Below are 18,015 nucleotides of genomic sequence, written 5' to 3'. Positions count from 1 at the left end.
CATAAAGGATCTGTGAAAAGTTAGCTATATTTCGCTTAACGAAAAAGTAAAGGATATGACATGCTTAATGTTGCCCAAGTAGTCGCTCAAAAAGACTGGCAAAACCCAGTTGTGTTTCAAAGAAACCGCATCAGTGCCCATAGTCCTCATCATGGTTACAAAACGCTAGAAGATGCACTGCACAGTACCAATGCGCAGAAGCGCAGTTTAAATGGTCAATGGGATTTTCGTTTGTTTGATGCCCCAGAAAGTGTACCTGAAAGACTACTTTCTAAAACGTTAAGTAATGATGACTCTGAAAATTGGCAGCCTATTATCGTGCCGTCCAACTGGCAGCTACAGGGCTACGACAAACCTATTTATTGCAACGTTAAATATCCGTTTGCAGTAAATCCTCCTGTAGTACCTAGCGATAACCCAACGGGTTGCTATCGTACTACGTTCAACGTTACCAAGGATGAACTAAAGCAGCGCAATCATATTGTGTTTGAAGGCGTGAATAGCGCTTTTCACCTTTGGTGTAACGGCGAGTATGTAGGTTATTCTCAAGACAGTCGCTTGCCTGCTGAATTCGATTTATCCCGCCTCTTAGTAGAGGGTGAAAACCGCTTGGCTGTTATGGTGATCAGATGGTCTGACGGCAGCTATTTAGAAGACCAAGATATGTGGTGGCTAAGCGGTATTTTTCGCGACGTTAATTTGGTCACCAAGCCTCAGCATCACCTTCAAGATGTGTTCGTTACACCAAAGCTTGATGCGTGTTACCGCGACGCTACGGTTTCAGTTCGTACAGCCATCAATGCGCCATCTACCTTTAAAGTGGGTATCCAGCTTTTTGATGGCGATGACGCTGTCACCGAGCAAGTTATTACCGGTACTAACAATAAGCGTATTGATGAAAAGGGCGGTTGGGATGATGTGGTTTTCCAAACATTAGATGTGAAAGAGCCCAAGCACTGGACCGCAGAAACGCCAAACTTGTACCGCATTGTCGTATCCCTTATTGATGAGAGCGGTAACACGGTAGACTGTGAAGCCTACAATGTTGGCTTTCGAACTATTGAAATGAGAAATGGCCAGCTATTGGTTAATGGCAAAGCTGTGCTTATTCGCGGGGTAAACAGACATGAGCATCATCAGCTTAAAGGTCATGCCATCAACGAAGATGACATGCTTGAAGACATTAAGCTATTAAAGCAAAACAACTTTAACGCCGTGCGTACTGCGCACTATCCTAATCATCCTCGCTGGTACGAGCTTTGCGATGAATATGGGCTCTATGTGGTAGATGAAGCGAATATCGAAACCCACGGTATGTTTCCCATGGGCAGGTTGTCTCGCGACCCGCTTTGGGCCGGTGCTTACATGGCGCGCTTCACGCAAATGGTTGAGCGGGACAAAAATCACCCTAGTATTATCATCTGGTCGCTAGGTAACGAATGTGGTCATGGTCCTACCCATGACGCCATGTATGGCTGGGCAAAGTCATTTGATCCGTCACGACCTGTGCAATACGAAGGTGGCGGCTCTGATACTACGGCTACAGACATTATCGCGCCTATGTATGCACGGGTAGATACGGATGTAAAAGACGATGCTGTACCTAAATGGGCTATCAAGAAGTGGTTGTCGATGCCAGGTGAAAACCGCCCCGTTATTTTATGTGAGTACGCCCACGCTATGGGTAACAGCTTGGGAAGCTTTGATGAATATTGGAAGGCATTTAAAGACTATCCACGTCTTCAGGGCGGCTTTATCTGGGACTGGGTTGACCAAGGGTTAACTAAGTACACCGGTAGTGGTGAAGCTTACTGGGCTTATGGTGGAGACTTTGGTGATACCGATAACGACCGTCAGTTTTGTATTAACGGATTGCTGTTCCCAGACAGAACACCACACCCCCATTTGTTTGAAGCTAAATATTGTCAGCAGCACTTAAGCTTTTCACTGACCGAGAAAGACAGTGCGTTTGAACTAACAGTAAACAGCGATTACCTATTTAGACATACAGATAATGAGTTGTTGTGTTGGCAAGTACTAGAAGATGGAAAACCAATTGCAAATGCAAAGGGCGAGTGCGAAATCAATATAGGTCCGCAGCAAGCACAGACCCTAACGCTATCTCCTGAAATCACGTTTAAATCAGGGGCTGAGTATCATTTAAATATTGATGTTGTAACAGCGAATGAGTGTGCGTGGGCTGGTGCAGGGCATGTTATGGACATTGCGCAGTTAGCAATAACCAATATGTGCGGTATGGTCCCGTTTTCTTTCAATGAACAAGACGACAAAAGTGAAGTAGTTGTTGAGGCCCAAGACGGGATGCTACTGGTAAATGTCCAAAACAACGTATTTAGCTTTAATAGTGAAAGCGGGCTATTAACCTCGTGGCTTCACGGCGCGAAGGAAATACTTAGTGCGCCGTTAGAAGATAACTTCTTCAGAGCGCCGCTAGATAACGACATTGGGGTAAGTGAAGTCGATAACCCCGACCCGAACGCATGGGAGTCTCGCTGGCGTCGTGCTGGTATAGGAGAATGGTCACGCACTTGTACGGGCATAAACGTCGAGCAGGGTGCCCAAGACGTACGTATAACGTCGTTATTTGAATATCACTATGGTCAAAAGCTAATGGCTTCAACTAAGTGGGTTTATACCCTAGATGTACAAGCCGAGCTTTCAGTAGATGTAGACGTGTTGTTAGACGATGGCTTACCACCAATGCCGCGCATTGGTATGCAAATGGCAGTGCCAGTAAACGAAGAGTGTACGCAGGTGACTTGGCATGGGCTTGGGCCGTTTGAGAACTACCCTGACAGAAAAGCGGCGGCGCGCTATGGCCACTACACCTTACCTATTAACGCTATGCAAACGCGCTATGTGTTCCCAACCGATAATGGTTTGCGCAGTCACTGTAAAAAGCTGGCCATCGGCGAATTAGCTGCTAGCGGGCAGTTCCACTTCAGTGTAAGTGAATATGGGCAAGCACAGTTGGATAAGGCAAAGCATACCTGTGATTTAGTACCCCAAGACTGTGTGTTTGTTTATATTGACCATGCGCATATGGGCGTGGGCGGCGATGACTCGTGGAGCCCGAGCACGCACAAAGCGTTCTTATTGGAAGAAAAGCGTTATCGCTACTCGGTTTGCTTTAGCGCTACTGCTAGCTAGTCAGATACCATTACGCACAAAAAAGCCGCTACATGGTAGCGGCTTTATTAACTCAGTATTCGTTCAGGCAGCGGTTTAGCCGTCAACCTGACCGCAGAAACGGTAACCTTCACCGTGGATAGTTACAATCAATTCTTCATCTGTAGGATCTGACTCGAAGTGCTTACGAATACGACGAATAGTAACGTCAACCGTACGGTCATTCGGACGAAGCTCGCGACCTGTCATTTCCATAATTAGCTGTTCACGGGTAAGGATTTTACCTGGGTTGCTTAGGAAAAGGTGAAGCGCTCGGAATTCACTACGAGGTAGACGGAATTCTTTACCGTTAGGAGAAATCAATGAACGGCTGTCACCGTCAAGAGTCCAACCGTTAAAGCTTACACGACTTGGTAAATCGTCATCTTCTGAAGAGTTAGTTGTACGAGACAGTAAGTTGCGCGCGCGGATAGTTAATTCACGAGGGTTGAACGGCTTAGTCAAATAATCATCTGCGCCAATTTCAAGACCTAGAATGCGGTCAACGTCGTTGTCACGACCTGTTAGGAAGATAAGACCAACGTTTTTACGGTCACGTACTTCACGGGCTAAAATCAGGCCGTTTTTGCCTGGAAGGTTGATATCCATGATAACCAAATTGATAGCGTGATTCTCGAAGAAATCATGCATTTGATCACCATTTTCGGCTTCAAATACATTATACCCTTCCGCTTCAAATAGACTCTTAAGCGTGGTACGGGTTACCACCTCATCTTCAACAATTAACACATTTGGCGTCTGCATGGTGTTTTACACTCTTTCTAAAATACGATTTAAGCAACTAACTGGTTAAATTTTAATATTCATGTACTTGATTGCAAGTAACTTGTGAATATTCTTATTGTTAAGGTATTGGGGTTAGCCAATAAAAATCAAGAAAAGTTCATACTTTATACAACTATTCTGATGTTTTCGCATTAACAACAGGGAAGATAATGACAAATTCTACCCCATTGCCCTCCTCGCTGGTAATCGATATTGAACCGTTAAGAGCTTGCGTTACTAAGTTGTACACTAAGTGCATTCCTAATCCTGAACCGCCTTGCCCACGTTTGGTGGTAACGAAGGGGTCAAAAATCCGTTTGCGGATTTCTGGGGAAATGCCTTTTCCGTTATCGGTATAAACTAGTTTGAGCTTATCACTGCTAACCAACTCGGCACGAATATCAATGGTGCCTTTATCCATAGATTCAAACCCATGGATAACCGAATTCATTATTAAATTAATCAAAATTTGATTTATTGGGCCAGCCTTCGTTTCAACGCTAAGGGTAGGGTCGCAATTTACGTTGATGTTGTGTTTTAATTTTTTGAGTCGAGGCTGCAATGACAATAGTATCTCATTAACTAGCTGTACAACGCAAAAACTTCTACTAGATTCTGAGGTTTGATCGACGGCAACCTGCTTAAAACTACTGATAAGCTCTGCAGCTCTGTTCAAGTTACGGTAAATAATATTGAGGTTTTCGTTACTTTCTTCCAAGAAGCGCTTCATTGCGCTGGCTTTCAGCGTTTTATTTTCAAAGTCTTTCTGAATAACAGCCAACCTGTCTAGCATCATGGTTGATGCAGTTACGCCTAAACCTATTGGTGTATTAACTTCATGGGCGACACCGGCAACCATATCACCGAGGGACGCCATTTTTTCATTCTGCACGATTTGCCGCTGAAATTGATGCAGCTTTTCTAATGTTTGAATAAGCTCTTGATTCGCGTCTTTAAGTGCTGTTGTTCGGTGGCTGACCATATCTTCAAGACTGGCATTAAGTTTTCTGTGCTGCTCCTCTGCCTGTCTTTGTTTTTGCATGTATTCTTGCATGCGCAGCAGCAATACGTTCACCGCGTCAGCTAGAATGTCGAGCTCTTTAATGCTTGAGCCAGTAGCGCGAGCTGAATAGTCACGCTGTCGCGACGTGCGTTGTAAAAAATTGGCTATACTTTCCACCGGGCCGGTTACAAAGCGCTGCATTCTGAGTGCAGAGTAAAAGCTTATGGCCAGCAGCACTAAAGCTACTGCTAAATTTAGCCAAATTGACTTCCCTACCAGTTGGTTAAAGTTGTCTGAGGAAACCCTTAAATATACCCACCCTAACTGGATGTTGGTCTCTGGGTCGAACACTTTTGCACTCAGTTCAAGGTAATGCCCATTATCAGCTAGTATTGGATTCATAACCATGGAAGCTAACTGGTTTTCCTTGCCACCTAATAAAAGCTGCCCCTCTTTATTGTACGAAGCAAAAATTTCTGGCTGCGATATGCCGTTTTGGGCTTTGTACACGTGAGCATTGAGTACATGCTCTGCAGCTGTAAGGTTACTTAACGCAACTTCTATACGTTCAGGGGTTTCATCATAAAGGTAGATAGATGAGCTTCTAGCAACCAACTTAGCAAGAATCATTGCGTTAGATTCAAGCTCATGGCGATAGGTTTTTATTTGCGTATAAACAGCAAGGCCCGACAACACTGCAATTGAGAAGGTAATAATAGACATTACCACCCAAAGAAAGAGGCTTTTTATAGAAAGCTTTACTGCCTTATCCGTCATACCTGCCTTGTGTACTGTCCATCCACGTCTTCCGTTTTTTAATAGTGGCGCAAAAGTAGGCAAAAAGAAAGGCGCTTATAAACAATAATTAATGTAGAAGGTTATAGAGCTATTACCTATTCTCGCTACGGTTTTTTAGACGCTTATATCGCCACTGCTTATAGTTAAGTCAGTGTTCCAATAAGGGGGGTAAAACGACAGGAATACAACTACAGTGGCGACTAGTTAGTCGCCGATAAATACAGCTGCTGATAATGTTTGGCAGACGTTTCCCACGTAAAGCGGGTTCGCATTCCCCGTTGCTGCATTGCCCTGAACTTACCTGTATCTTCATAGAAAGCCAGCAGAGCACGTCGGATACAAGCTAACAAAGCATGCGGCGTAGGTTCATCAAACACAAAACCTGTACCTTCACTATCGTTGCTATAGTCAATGACCGTGTCTTTAAGCCCTCCTACTGAACGCACAATAGGGATAGTGCCGTAGGCCAGGCTGTACATTTGATTTAACCCACATGGTTCAAATTGTGAAGGCATAAGGAAAAAGTCAGCGCCAGCCTCTACTAAGTGTGCATGCTCTGAACTAAACCCGTTGATAAAGGCAAATTTGTCAGGGTGCTGTTGGGCAAACTCACCAAGGTCCATACATACCTTTGGATCGCCAGTGCCTACAATGACCATTTGAATATTATGCTTAATTAGGTCGTCTAAAATGGGCAGTATATACCCAAAACCTTTTTGTTCTGTAAGGCGGCATACCATTCCAATAAGCGGAACATTGCTATTCTCAGGCAGTGCTGACTTTTCCTGTAATACCTGCTTACAGGCCGTTTTTGGATGAAGGTTATCTGCACTGTAGTGCTCTGGCAGAAATGTATCTGTTTCGGGGTTCCACTGGGTGTAATCACATCCGTTCAAGATACCGCTTAAGTCGGCTTGACGCTTTACAAGGCGTTCGTGCAGGCCGTGACTGCCTAAGTCGGTAAGCAGCTCCCTTGCATAGTTAGGGCTTACTGTCGTCACTTTCGACGCAAACTCAATACCGCTTTGCAACATGTTGATGTACCCGCCGTGTACTTGCGCCAATATGTTCGGGTGATGCCGAAGAAACGGGATGGTTTCTAGTTTGTGCACGCCCTGGAAAGCGGCGTTATGAATAGTGAATATTGTTTTGGTACTGTCGAAATACCCTGATTTGTCGTGGGTAAGTAAAAACGGAAGCATAGCCGTGTGCCAATCATGGCAGTGAATAATATCCGGCTTGTTATCAATCGCTTTTAGCGTTTGAAGAACGGCGCCGCTGAATAAACTAAAGCGCTCGCCATTATCTTCATAAGCTTCAAAGGCATTGGCGTATAGCCCTTCACGCATAAAATAGTCAGGTGCGTCTACAAAGTAAATTGGAATGTCGTGCCATTGCATATAGCGAATATCGAAATGGTACACTTGCCCTTCGGTGAACAGGGTTTGTTGCTCGGCTACCGTGGGCAGGTTCAATTGCCCTGCCAGTACTTGGTAATAAGGCATTATTATCGTGATGCTTTCGCCCATACTATGTAGTGCGAGAGGGAGTGCTTTGCCAACGTCAGCAAGTCCGCCAGTTTTGACCAACTCTTCAACTTCTGAAATAGCAAATACAATATTCACAGTTAATCTCCCAGAGCGTACATGTAGTGCACTCATAATGCTTAAGTTAAGTGTACGAAAAGCGCTGAGTGCCATTGTGAAGTATCCACAATGGCATAAGCAACAGGTAGAAAAGCTAAGTTAGCACAAGCTAATGGCTTTTTTAATTACAAAGCTGCCTGATAAACAGAAAATTGTGATGTTTGTGCCGTGGTATAAACCGTTTGGAAGTGCTCAGCGAGTAAACCTGGGTAGGGTAAAAATCGGTTTGCCACCATTTGCATACTGCCACCATGGCTTAAGGTTGCCTTTGCATCTGAGATAAATCGCTTCGTAATGGTGTAGTCGGTTTTAATGCCGGTGTGAAACGGTGGGTTGGTGACAATATGCTGTACTTTTTGGGAAAACCCATGCAAACCATCCGCAGCATATAAGGTTGCTGACAACTCGTTTTCAGCCAAAGTCAAAGCACTACAATACACCGCAAGGGCGCTCACATCGGTTAGGTGCAGCTTTAAATGCGGGTATTTCAGCATAATGTAGCTACCAACAACGCCAGCACCACACGCGAAATCTAATACTTCACCGCTCAGCGACGTGGAAAGCTTTTCAAGCAGTAGCTCTGTTCCTGCATCCAGTTCTTTATAACTAAAAACACCAGGCATAGAGGCCACCTGCCAAGCTGTACTTTCAACTTCATAGGTATTCATATCAAGCCAAGCATCGGGCTCAAAGGCAAGGTGAGGCTCTTCAACTATAACGGTAATCAGGCTACAGTGGCGCGCCGAATCAACTTTTTGCGTAGGGCCATATTGCTGCATTAACTTGGCGGCACTTTTAATACCGCCTTTGTTTTCACCAACCACATGAATACGGCCATGTTGGCCAACCATACTTGCGGCCATTCGCAGTAACATTTGAAAATGGGTTTTTGCTTTAGGTAAGAAAATCATTACGTCAGTGTGAGATTTTTCTAAAGCCAAGAAAGGCGCAAAAATATGGGTATGATTGCCAACCTTTTGCGTCACCTCAAAGCCTGTGCGCGTAATGTCTCTGCTATCAAACGATACAGAGGGTATGACGCGTACGCACTCCGAAAAAATGTCGAAATACTGGTGAAGAACAGTGACTTCTTGCGATTTAAGGCCGTCCAAAAAATACGCGTCAGTAGGGTTAATAAATGCCCACTGGCCTTCATCAAAAAGCGCAATATTACGTTCTAACAGCTGGCTTTGAGGAGATAGAATCATTACTTAGTACGCTCGAAAATTAGATCCCACACGCCGTGGCCTAGTTTTTGACCGCGAGTTTCAAACTTGGTGATCGGACGGTAGTCCGGACGGGGCACGTAGTCGCCATCGGTTGCGGTATTAGTGTAGCCCTCAGCCTGGGTCATGACCTCTAACATATGCTCAGCATACTGTTCCCAGTCGGTCGCCATATGAAAGCAACCGCCAATAGCCAACTTAGTACGAACTAATTCAACAAATTCAGGCTGTACAATACGGCGCTTGTGGTGACGCTTTTTGTGCCACGGGTCTGGGAAAAACAACTGCAGGCGAGACAATGAACCATCTGGGATCATATTCTTAAGCACTTCAACGGCGTCATGTTCCATTACACGCAAGTTCTCAACGCCTTGCTCACTAGCATCGGCTAAGCATGCGCCAACACCAGGGCGGTGGACCTCAATGCCTATGAAGTCTTTTTCAGGAGCATTCGCGGCCATTTCAACCAATGATTTGCCCATACCAAAGCCAATTTCCACAACCACATCTGCGTCGCGGCCAAACAACTCTGACAACGACAAGGGCGCGTCAACGTAGTCTATGCCTTTAGTTGGCCAGTAATCCGCCAGTGCTTTTTCTTGTGCTTTTGTAAGTCTGCCTTCGCGTTTAACGAAGCTTTTTACCTTGCTTACATATACTCCAGCGGCTTCTGCTTCCGCCTGACTTTTGAATTGCCTCATTTGCAATGCCTTTCTAACCCAATTTTCTGGTGGCGCATTATCCACTTACCCACGGCTTATGCAACGCTATCGTGGTAAAAATGCTGTAATTTTATACGCCAATTTGTTTAGCAATAATAGATGCTACTGCTTCAGTTTGCTCAAGCACTAGCATATGTCCTGCATCATCAATAGTGTGAAACGTAGCGTTAGGCAGTGTGCTTTGAAGTTGTAGTATTGCCTCTGCAGGTGCAATGGCGTCTTGCTGTGCGGTGATAAACGTGATTGGCGCGTTGATCTTTGCGAGTGCTTTAACGGTACTTTCCCGTGGCGTCGTGGCTAGTGTGTGATTAAGTAATGTTGTTTTACCTAAATCTTGTGCCATCGATTTAATAACGCCAGCCACGTTTTCATCGTCCAAACGTGAAGGATGAATAAACCGTGAGAGATAGGCATCATTGTCGGGTTTAAAGTTACCTTGTTTAAGCATGGTAGTCAGCTGCTTACGCTTAGCAATTTCTTCTTTTGACAAACCTTCTGGGTTGTAGCCTATAAGTGTGACAGAGGCTACATTAGCAGGATTGCGCTGTGCGACTAGTGCAGCTATAAACCCGCCCATGGAGTAACCTACAAGGTGCACTTTTTCGTCATCGAGGATACGGTCTTCACTTAATGCCAGCATTTCTTCTTGAGATGCTGCCCATTGAAGCGGCACATACCTGCGCTGTGAAATATTCAACGTGCGCCATAGTGGCAGGAATACGCGCTCGTCGCAGAGTGTACCGGGAAAAAACAAAACAGGGTGCTGCACAGACACGTGTGCTCCTTAACATTAAACTAGCTAGTTACATGCTACCATAGCGCGCTAGTTAATGAATGGTCGCTAGGCAGAAAGCATTAAGCTTTATTGGTAAAAGAATAAGCGGTAGCAATTACCCATATAGATAATTATGACAGAACAACAATATTCAAGAAGCTTTGCAGAGCGAGTGCTTGCATGGTTTGATAAGCATGGTCGAAAGCATTTGCCTTGGCAGCAAGAGGTAACGCCTTATAAGGTATGGGTATCGGAAATTATGCTGCAGCAAACCCAAGTCGCCACGGTAATTCCTTACTTCGAACGTTTTATGGCGTCGTTCCCCACGGTGCATGACTTGGCTAAGGCATCTCAAGACGACGTGCTCCATCATTGGACAGGGCTTGGTTACTACGCAAGAGCAAGAAACCTGCACAAAGCGGCAAATACGCTGGTGGATAAGTATGACGGAGAATTTCCCTATAGCCTTGAAGAGGTGATGGATTTGCCCGGCATAGGTCGCTCAACAGCGGGTGCCATATTGTCGCTGTCAAGGAATATGCGCTTTCCTATTTTAGATGGCAATGTGAAGCGCGTGTTGGCACGTTACTACGCAATAAGCGGGTGGCCGGGGCAGAAAAAAGTTGAAAACCAACTTTGGGAGGTCGCCGAGAAAAATACGCCTACCAATCCAGAAGGTGGACGTTGTGCCAACTATACCCAGGTAATGATGGACTTGGGCGCAATGATCTGTACGCGAAGCAAACCAAAGTGTGATGAGTGCCCACTTCAGGCCGACTGTATTGCCTACGCCCAAGGCGCTCAAACCGAGTACCCGGGTAAAAAACCGAAAAAAACGCTACCGGAAAAATCCACTTTTATGGTGGTGGCACAGTTCAATAGCCAAGTGTATTTAGAACAGCGTCCCTCAACAGGTCTCTGGGGTGGGTTGTATGGTTTTATCGAGGTATCTTCAATAGAAGAGGTTATTGAGCAGCTTAACAAGCGGGGGATCAGTGTTGAAGATACCCGAGAGCTTGAAGGTTTCCGCCATACCTTTAGTCATTTTCATTTAGATATCACCCCGGTAGTGGCCGTGGTAAACTCTGCTCCAACAAAGCGCGTAGCTGAAACGGCATATCGCTGGTTTTCGTTGAACGAACCTATTGAAGTTGGTTTAGCGGCACCGACAACCAAGATAATTCAGCAGTTAATGCGTTAGGCTTGTAAAGGTAGCCTTGTATTAATTGCTAAGCAGATAGCGAACGAAAGGAAATAACATGGCAAGAACGGTATTTTGTCGCAAGCTTCAAAAAGAAGCAGACGGCTTAGATTTCCAACTTTATCCGGGTGAACTGGGTAAGCGTATTTTCGACAACATCTCTAAAGAAGCATGGACTGAATGGCAAAAGAAACAGACTATGCTGATTAACGAGCATAAGTTAAATATGATGGAGCCGAATGCCCGTTCATTTTTGGAAGAAAAAATGTCGGCTTACTTATTTGACGACGTAGAGCCTACGATTGAAGGCTATGTTCCGCCTGAAAAATAAGCAAAAATGCGTTTTTTGAGCAAACAATGCGCAAACAGTAATAAAAGCGCAAAAAAAGCGAGAAAAACGGTTGACTTGTGAAGGCGAAAACCGTTTAATACGCACCCACAGCAGGACAGGCAGTAAACGCCTAGAACGCTAACAAGTTTCAGCCTCGATAGCTCAGTTGGTAGAGCAGCGGATTGAAAATCCGCGTGTCCCTGGTTCGATCCCGGGTCGAGGCACCATCATTCAAGCCCTTGCAGAAATGCGAGGGCTTTTTTGATTCCGGCGGTTGGAAAACCAGACACACGCTAACGTGCCCCTGCGGCTGCGCCGCGCGTTGCGGTCCCGCGACAATGAATCCTCACTACGCTTGAGCTCGAAGTATATATTATTCTGTCTCCTTCATTTTCTTTGGATAACGGTGACATTGTATATAACCAACCTATTTATCGAAATTTATTATTGCTTATTAAAATAGCGACGCTATCCACACATTTTTATAAAAAACCTTCCCACTCGTTTCGTCACAAAAGTTTCATCAAAAACTCTGTCTACTTTTTTCAGCTACTGACTCATTACATGTGTTAACCGTGCGCACCGGAACATCTATCTCTTACTTTGCACAACTAGGATCACACATGAAAAATCAATTTACCAAAACCACACTCTCGTTGAGTGTATTGGCTGGGTTAACGGGTGTTACGCCTGTGATAGCACAGCAGTCATCAGTAGCCGAAGAAAACGTTGAAGTAATTGAAGTCACTTCTTTTCGTAGCTCACTAATTAGAGCGAAAGACTTGAAAAAAGATGCCATTATTTCCCGCGATACAATCTTGGCAGAAGATATCGCAGACTTTCCGGACCTTAATTTAGCCGACTCACTGCAGCGAGTACCAGGGATCACTATTACCCGAGAAGGTGGCGAAGGCCGCCAAATTTCATTGCGTGGCTTAGGCCCCGATTTTACGCGTGTTCAAGTAAACGGTATGGAAGCCATGGGTACGTCTTCATCCCCCATGGATGCTCGTGGTGGTGTAAGTCGCACTCGTGGTTTTGACTTTAATGTTTTCGCATCTGAGTTGTTTAATCGAATCGACATCAGCAAAACTTATTCAGCCGATCAGGAAGAAGGCGGCATTGGCGGAACGGTCGGGCTATTTACCGCAAAGCCATTCGATTATGACGGGTTCAAAAGTGCATTGTCGGTACGAGGTGGCTACAACACCAATAGCGAAGCAAGCAACCCTCGCATGGCTGGGCTTATTTCTAATGTCTGGAACAAATTTGGCGCTCTGGTTTCAGTAGCATACAGTGAACGTGAAACTGCCGAGTTTGGCACGAATACTACGCGCTGGCGCCGGGAAGGCGGAAAAACTGCTGCGGATCCAGCAAACACCGACCTACAAGCTGAGTTAGACTCAGGTGAACTTTGGTTTCCTCGTGGTCATCGCTTTTCTCGCTGGAATAATACTCAAGATCGCTTAGGTGTTACTGCCGCATTCCAATACAAACCGTCTGATTCTTTTTCATTAACGTTAGACATCATGCATGCAGAATTAGAAAACAATACCGATGAACATCACTCTGCAGTGAAAGACAACAAGGTTGTATCTGACCTTATATGGGCAGAAAACGACGGGCAAAAAGAAGTGGTTTACGCGCTGTATGAGAATGCAACGTGGCGAAATGAGAATTCTCGTCGTTACAATGAGTCAGATTTTAACCAATATACGCTTAGTATGGGCTGGACAATAAACCCGGAGTTCTATGCCAGTGCCGTTATTGGAACAAGTTCATCTGACTTTGATCAGCCTGAAGTTATAAAATCGAATATTCATGCCAAGGGCATCGTGGATATTGCTACTGACTTCAGACAAGATCGTTTCTACGGTATTAGCACTTCACCTAATTTTGATACTACGCAACTCGATGGCTACGAGATGAAAGATATCTACATGCAGCAAAACTATATAACTAATGATTTTGATACTGCAAAAGTCGATTTCACCTACCTCGTCGGTGAAACTGGAGAATTCCAATTTGGCGTGAACTATAAAAAATTTGAGAATTCTGCTTACCAATTAACACAGAGCAATGCGCAGAATATTGCACCTGAAAATACCGGTATCACAACATTAAATGATGCTTTGGTTGAGGTGTACAGTGAACATCCCAACACAAGCTGGCTTCAAGGTGATTTAGACGCATTGCTAAACTTTTATGGGCTGAATGGCTATAACATTGATAGCAGTGAGCTTACGCGTAATGACAAATCGCCAGTATTAGAAGAAACGTTGGCAATGTACGTGCAATATGGCTGGGAGACAGAGTTTGCAGGTAACCCACTGTTAGTAAGTGCGGGATTACGATATTTTGAAACAGATATTACGGCGGCCGGCAAATCATCGGGTGTTGCCATAGAAACCACCCGTTCATATTCTGATATTTTACCTACTATCAACCTCGTTTACGAGTTGCAAGAAAACATGTTGTGGCGTGCATCGGCAAGCAAAAACATAACCCGTCCATCATTGGGGTCGCTAAGCTATAACGCGTCAGTTTCGCAGACATCGGGGGATGCGATTACCAGCGTGACGATGGGAAATCCCATGTTGGAACCCTTTGAATCGATTAATTTAGATACCGCGTTTGAGTGGTATTTCGATGACGTTGGTTATGCCGCAGCTGCGATTTTCTATAAAGATATCGATAATTTCATTGTCGATACTACCAGCGAAGTAGTGTATTCGTCATTAGGCCTACCGACAGAATTACTACCTGTAGATAAAACCGTAGACAGTATTTTTTATTTACAGCGTCCAGAGAATATGGACGCCTCGAAAATTAAAGGGGTAGAGTTAACTTTTTCTCGCGATTTAGATTTTCTTCCTGCTCCATTTAATCATTTAGGTGTTATTGCAAACTATACCTATGCAGATGGTGATGCTTTGTATCGCAATATCTATGGCGAAGCGGGAAATGATCAGGAAAAACCGTTCACGGGACTATCAAAAAATAGTTATAACTTTACGCTGTACTACGAGCAGGAAGGCTGGGGAGCTAGAGTGTCAGCAGCATACCGTAGTGCATACCTTACTGGCGCGTCTTCCAGCGGCGATCAGGATGAATCAGGTTATCACGGTACAACATTCATCGATTTCTCTTCATTCTACCAACTAACCGACACTATTAAACTGAGCTTTGAAGGCATTAACCTCACCGATGAGCGTCAGGAGTTATATAGCGATTCTCACGATCGTGCATACAATACCACCACCAGTGGACGTACTTATATGCTTGGTGCAACCATGCAATTTTAAACTAAGTAGCATACCAGGCTTGCCTGGTATGCTTTTTCCAATGGAAGTTTAAACAGTAATGAAAAAAGTTTTAATGATAACGTTTACGAGCGGATTACTCGTCTTGTCAGCGTGTGTATCAGTAAACCAGCAACACAATGAAAGCCGTGCTTTTGTGCCCGAAGATGGAAAAAACTGGCTAGCCGGTGATCACCATATTCACGGCAAATATAGCGCAAGATGGAACTGGAAGACTCAACCCCCTTCGCCACTCTTATTTGGTGACGCCCACTATTTCACTGCATTGAACGCCAAAATGGCAGCATTTCATCAATTAGATTGGATGGTAACAACCGACCATGGTGGGCCAAATCACAGCGCAGTAAACCGAAATTCAGCGTACCCTGAACTCGTAGCCTCCAGAGCCGCCATCCCAGAAATTATGCAGTTCTATGGTATGGAGTTCGACACCCCAGGTGCGCGACACAGCACCCTGATTATTCCAAAAAGTGAGAAAGAAGCTGATCAACTTTTGGAGTTGGAAAGTCAGTACAACCGCAGAGAAATTTACCCAGATGAATCTCCACGAGATACGCAGGCGTTTATGCTTAGCGCGTTAGAAGCTATGCAGAATATGTCACCACGACCGGTGTTGGTAGTGAATCACCCTGCCCGAAAGGCTACTGCTTTGAATGTGTACCAAAAGGTTACACCGCAAAAAATGCGGGAGTGGCAGGATACCGCGCCAGATGTGGTTACCGGTATGACTGCTATTCCTGGTCATCAGGCTGCATCAATCAACCCAGACGGTTCGAATAATCCGAGAGCGCCTCGCGCAGAGTATTTTGGCTATCCGACCCTTGGCGGCACTGACCAAATGTCGGCAATTGTTGGAGGGGTTTGGGATAAGTTACTGGCTGAAGGCAGAAAGTGGACGGTTACCGCTGTTTCTGATAGCCATGCACATTATACCGAAGGCCGTACAGATTTTTGGCCAGGAGAATACGCAAAAACGTATGTACGAGCGGCACGAGACTACGACAGCGTACTAGATGGTCTGCGCGAAGGAAATGTCTTTATCGTTACCGGTGATTTGATTGACGAGCTGTATGTGAGTGTTCAACATGGAGCTAAGCGCGTTAACATTGGTGATACGTTAGATTTAGACGTTAACAATAACGCGCCTATAACCGTTACTGTGGCGTTTCACGATCCGCAAGGTACTAACTTTAATCGTCAGTATCCGACGGTAGAGCGATTAGATGTAATCTATGGAGGTGTGGTTGGCAAATACCCCCAAACAGAAAAAGCACCTGTGAAGGTGATTCACCGATTTTATCAGCAAGACTGGGAAAGACAGGGAGCCTATAATGTTGTGCAATTTTCTTTGCCCGCACCTGACAACGATGCCTACATACGAGTACGCGGGACCAACTTAAAAGAAGAATTGGAGCCAGAGGTTGATCCTAGAGGGGAAAATCCGTGGGATGATCTCTGGTTTTACAGCAATCCCGTATATTTACATCACCCCAATCCTCACACTTCTCGACACTGCAATGAATCTGTCACAGGCGAGTGCGATGATAAGTGACCATCATATTAATACAGCAGTATCGTCGTTAGACATGCCAGAAGAAACCTCCAGCTCTTCACTTCAAACGCTGATAAATTCGAAAGTCCTCAAGCAATACTTGCGCAGGCACTCCGTTAACAGTGAAGAGGCGGCAGACCTTTATCAAGAGTCAATCGTTCGCGTGTTAGAACAATCTAAAGCAACCACTATTGATAATCCTCTCGCATACGCGTTTCGCGTAGCGAGAAATCTGCTTTCGAAACGCCAGCTTCCAGACACTGACAATGCTGATGAACAACAATGCTACCGACAAAATCCAGAGCTGCACCTTGAAACACAACAACGAATCGAGCTCATCGCGCAAGTGATTAATGCCATGCCAGTTCAACGTCGGCGTGTTTTCGAAATGCGTCGTATCGAAGGTCAAAGCCGTCAAGCCATAGCGTCTAGCTTGAATATTTCAGCAGAAGCAGTAACAAAGCATATTTCGCGCGCAATGGCAGATATTCAACTGCATCTGGATAAAGCAGGTAGATAATGACAAGCCAACAAGAAAAGACATACCTAGAGGCAGGTGAGTGGATTGACCGGCTCGCAGACGGAGATTTAGATGCGTTAAATAAACGCCGTTTTATCCGTTGGTTAGATGAAAGTGAGCGGCATCAAGACGCGTTAGAAAAGATGATAGCAACTTGGGAAGACCCAGCAGTTCATGCTGCTTATTTAAACGCCCAAAAGTCGTCGAAAATCGTAAACCGAAGGCATTCACTTGTGACATGGGGAAGCGCCATTGCTGCGTCATTACTTGTGATTGCGCTAGTATTTTCACGCTATCACATCATAACACCCTCAACCTCATCCCAATTAATTACTTCCGCGCACGAGGCACTAAGTGATGGTAGTGAGGTGCAACTACAACCCAAAAGTGAGCTAATCGTTCTATTTTCTGACGATACCCGCGCTTTGAACTTGAAAAAGGGACAGGTGTATTTTGATGTGGCGAAAGACCGGGCTCGCCCGTTTGTGGTTAAGGCCGGACTGACTTCAGTGACGGCGGTTGGCACGGCGTTCAACATCGATAGGCAAGGGCAGCGTGTTGATGTGATAGTACACGAGGGCATTGTAGAAGTTCGAGGTAAGGTCGATAGCGCGCCTATATTGCTCAAGGCAGGTGAGAAAATAATAATTAATAGGGGAGTTGCAGAACCGGTGCAGCGTGTTAATTTGTCACAAGTGGTAGACTGGCGCACAGGCTGGATAGAAGTAGATAATGAATCTCTCACTTATTTGTTGGAACGATTGAACCGTTATTCAGATAAGCCCATTTTGATGATAGATAGCACTATTGGGAAACACCGTGTGGCTGGTCGCTTTAAACTAGAAGATACTGCGCAAACGTTAGCGGTACTTAGTTCCCTCTATCAACTGGAGGTAGCTGATACTCGTTCAGGTATCGAAATACGTCGACAAGTAAACTAAAT

At 45.1% G+C, this 18,015-nt stretch carries 13 protein-coding genes and 1 tRNA gene; 8 read left to right on the top strand and 6 right to left on the bottom strand.

The genetic code is table 11. The features are described from left to right. The first annotated feature begins 60 nt into the window (after window positions 1-60). The gene (locus tag ACXACS_RS00300; protein WP_474802699.1) at window positions 61-3,171 is read left to right on the top strand and encodes a beta-galactosidase; all 3,111 of its coding nucleotides are present in this window, start codon (window positions 61-63) and stop codon (window positions 3,169-3,171) included. A gap of 75 nt (window positions 3,172-3,246) precedes the next feature. Here ACXACS_RS00300 and arcA read toward each other — a convergent pair whose 3' ends face one another. The 6 genes from arcA to ACXACS_RS00270 form a co-directional block, all read right to left on the bottom strand. After that, complete coding sequence (gene arcA, locus ACXACS_RS00295) at window positions 3,247-3,954, bottom strand: two-component system response regulator ArcA (RefSeq protein ID WP_014996957.1); 708 nt, start codon at window positions 3,952-3,954, stop codon at window positions 3,247-3,249. Window positions 3,955-4,108: 154 nt separating this feature from the next. Next, window positions 4,109-5,755 (bottom strand): sensor histidine kinase, encoded by a 1,647-nt coding sequence (locus ACXACS_RS00290; RefSeq protein WP_474802696.1) that lies wholly within the window; start codon window positions 5,753-5,755, stop codon window positions 4,109-4,111. Between the two features lie 221 nt (window positions 5,756-5,976). Further along, window positions 5,977-7,401, bottom strand: coding sequence for a glycogen synthase GlgA (glgA, locus tag ACXACS_RS00285; protein ID WP_474802695.1), 1,425 nt, complete (start codon window positions 7,399-7,401; stop codon window positions 5,977-5,979). A 146-nt stretch (window positions 7,402-7,547) separates the two neighbouring features. After that, window positions 7,548-8,630, bottom strand: a complete 1,083-nt coding sequence (locus ACXACS_RS00280; protein WP_474802692.1) for a methyltransferase — start codon at window positions 8,628-8,630, stop codon at window positions 7,548-7,550. Further along, entirely contained in the window at window positions 8,630-9,349 is a 720-nt protein-coding gene (gene trmB / locus ACXACS_RS00275; RefSeq protein WP_474802689.1) for a tRNA (guanosine(46)-N7)-methyltransferase TrmB, read from the bottom strand. Before trmB ends, ACXACS_RS00280 begins: the two co-directional genes overlap by 1 nt. 91 nt (window positions 9,350-9,440) lie before the next feature. Further along, window positions 9,441-10,145 (bottom strand): alpha/beta fold hydrolase, encoded by a 705-nt coding sequence (locus ACXACS_RS00270; RefSeq protein WP_474802687.1) that lies wholly within the window; start codon window positions 10,143-10,145, stop codon window positions 9,441-9,443. A gap of 133 nt (window positions 10,146-10,278) precedes the next feature. Here ACXACS_RS00270 and mutY point away from each other — a divergent pair, with 133 nt between their 5' ends. From mutY to ACXACS_RS00235, 7 genes are all read left to right on the top strand, one after another. Then, window positions 10,279-11,346 (top strand): A/G-specific adenine glycosylase, encoded by a 1,068-nt coding sequence (gene mutY / locus ACXACS_RS00265; RefSeq protein ID WP_474802685.1) that lies wholly within the window; start codon window positions 10,279-10,281, stop codon window positions 11,344-11,346. A gap of 58 nt (window positions 11,347-11,404) precedes the next feature. Next, window positions 11,405-11,677: an oxidative damage protection protein gene (locus tag ACXACS_RS00260; RefSeq protein ID WP_474802683.1), complete on the top strand. Its 273-nt coding sequence runs from the start codon at window positions 11,405-11,407 to the stop codon at window positions 11,675-11,677. 151 nt (window positions 11,678-11,828) lie between these two features. Beyond that, window positions 11,829-11,904 (top strand) — tRNA-Phe (locus ACXACS_RS00255). A gap of 396 nt (window positions 11,905-12,300) precedes the next feature. Then, window positions 12,301-14,982, top strand: a complete 2,682-nt coding sequence (locus ACXACS_RS00250; RefSeq protein WP_474802681.1) for a TonB-dependent receptor — start codon at window positions 12,301-12,303, stop codon at window positions 14,980-14,982. A gap of 58 nt (window positions 14,983-15,040) precedes the next feature. Beyond that, window positions 15,041-16,552 carry a CehA/McbA family metallohydrolase domain-containing protein gene (locus ACXACS_RS00245; protein ID WP_474802679.1) on the top strand — a complete coding sequence of 504 codons (1,512 nt, stop codon included), beginning with the start codon at window positions 15,041-15,043 and terminating at the stop codon, window positions 16,550-16,552. Next, window positions 16,542-17,072 (top strand): sigma-70 family RNA polymerase sigma factor, encoded by a 531-nt coding sequence (locus ACXACS_RS00240; RefSeq protein ID WP_474802677.1) that lies wholly within the window; start codon window positions 16,542-16,544, stop codon window positions 17,070-17,072. The genes ACXACS_RS00245 and ACXACS_RS00240 overlap by 11 nt, the downstream gene beginning before the upstream one ends. After that, window positions 17,072-18,013: a FecR family protein gene (locus tag ACXACS_RS00235; protein WP_474802675.1), complete on the top strand. Its 942-nt coding sequence runs from the start codon at window positions 17,072-17,074 to the stop codon at window positions 18,011-18,013. Before ACXACS_RS00240 ends, ACXACS_RS00235 begins: the two co-directional genes overlap by 1 nt. The last annotated feature ends 2 nt before the right edge of the window (window positions 18,014-18,015 follow it).

This window comes from Alteromonas sp. AWM4_230 (assembly GCF_056158305.1).
Note: the sequence above shows the minus strand (reverse complement) of the source record. Positions and strands in the feature narration are given on the sequence as shown.

Bases quoted from the DNA above. Each gene is read 5' to 3' on its own strand.
- ACXACS_RS00300 (WP_474802699.1), top strand. From the start codon at position 61: ATGCTTAATGTTGCCCAAGTAGTCGCTCAAAAAGACTGGCAAAACCCA.
- arcA (WP_014996957.1), bottom strand. From the start codon at position 3,954: ATGCAGACGCCAAATGTGTTAATTGTTGAAGATGAGGTGGTAACCCGT.
- ACXACS_RS00290 (WP_474802696.1), bottom strand. From the start codon at position 5,755: ATGACGGATAAGGCAGTAAAGCTTTCTATAAAAAGCCTCTTTCTTTGG.
- ACXACS_RS00280 (WP_474802692.1), bottom strand. From the start codon at position 8,630: ATGATTCTATCTCCTCAAAGCCAGCTGTTAGAACGTAATATTGCGCTT.
- trmB (WP_474802689.1), bottom strand. From the start codon at position 9,349: ATGAGGCAATTCAAAAGTCAGGCGGAAGCAGAAGCCGCTGGAGTATAT.
- mutY (WP_474802685.1), top strand. From the start codon at position 10,279: ATGACAGAACAACAATATTCAAGAAGCTTTGCAGAGCGAGTGCTTGCA.
- ACXACS_RS00260 (WP_474802683.1), top strand. From the start codon at position 11,405: ATGGCAAGAACGGTATTTTGTCGCAAGCTTCAAAAAGAAGCAGACGGC.
- ACXACS_RS00250 (WP_474802681.1), top strand. From the start codon at position 12,301: ATGAAAAATCAATTTACCAAAACCACACTCTCGTTGAGTGTATTGGCT.
- ACXACS_RS00245 (WP_474802679.1), top strand. From the start codon at position 15,041: ATGAAAAAAGTTTTAATGATAACGTTTACGAGCGGATTACTCGTCTTG.
- ACXACS_RS00240 (WP_474802677.1), top strand. From the start codon at position 16,542: ATGATAAGTGACCATCATATTAATACAGCAGTATCGTCGTTAGACATG.
- ACXACS_RS00235 (WP_474802675.1), top strand. From the start codon at position 17,072: ATGACAAGCCAACAAGAAAAGACATACCTAGAGGCAGGTGAGTGGATT.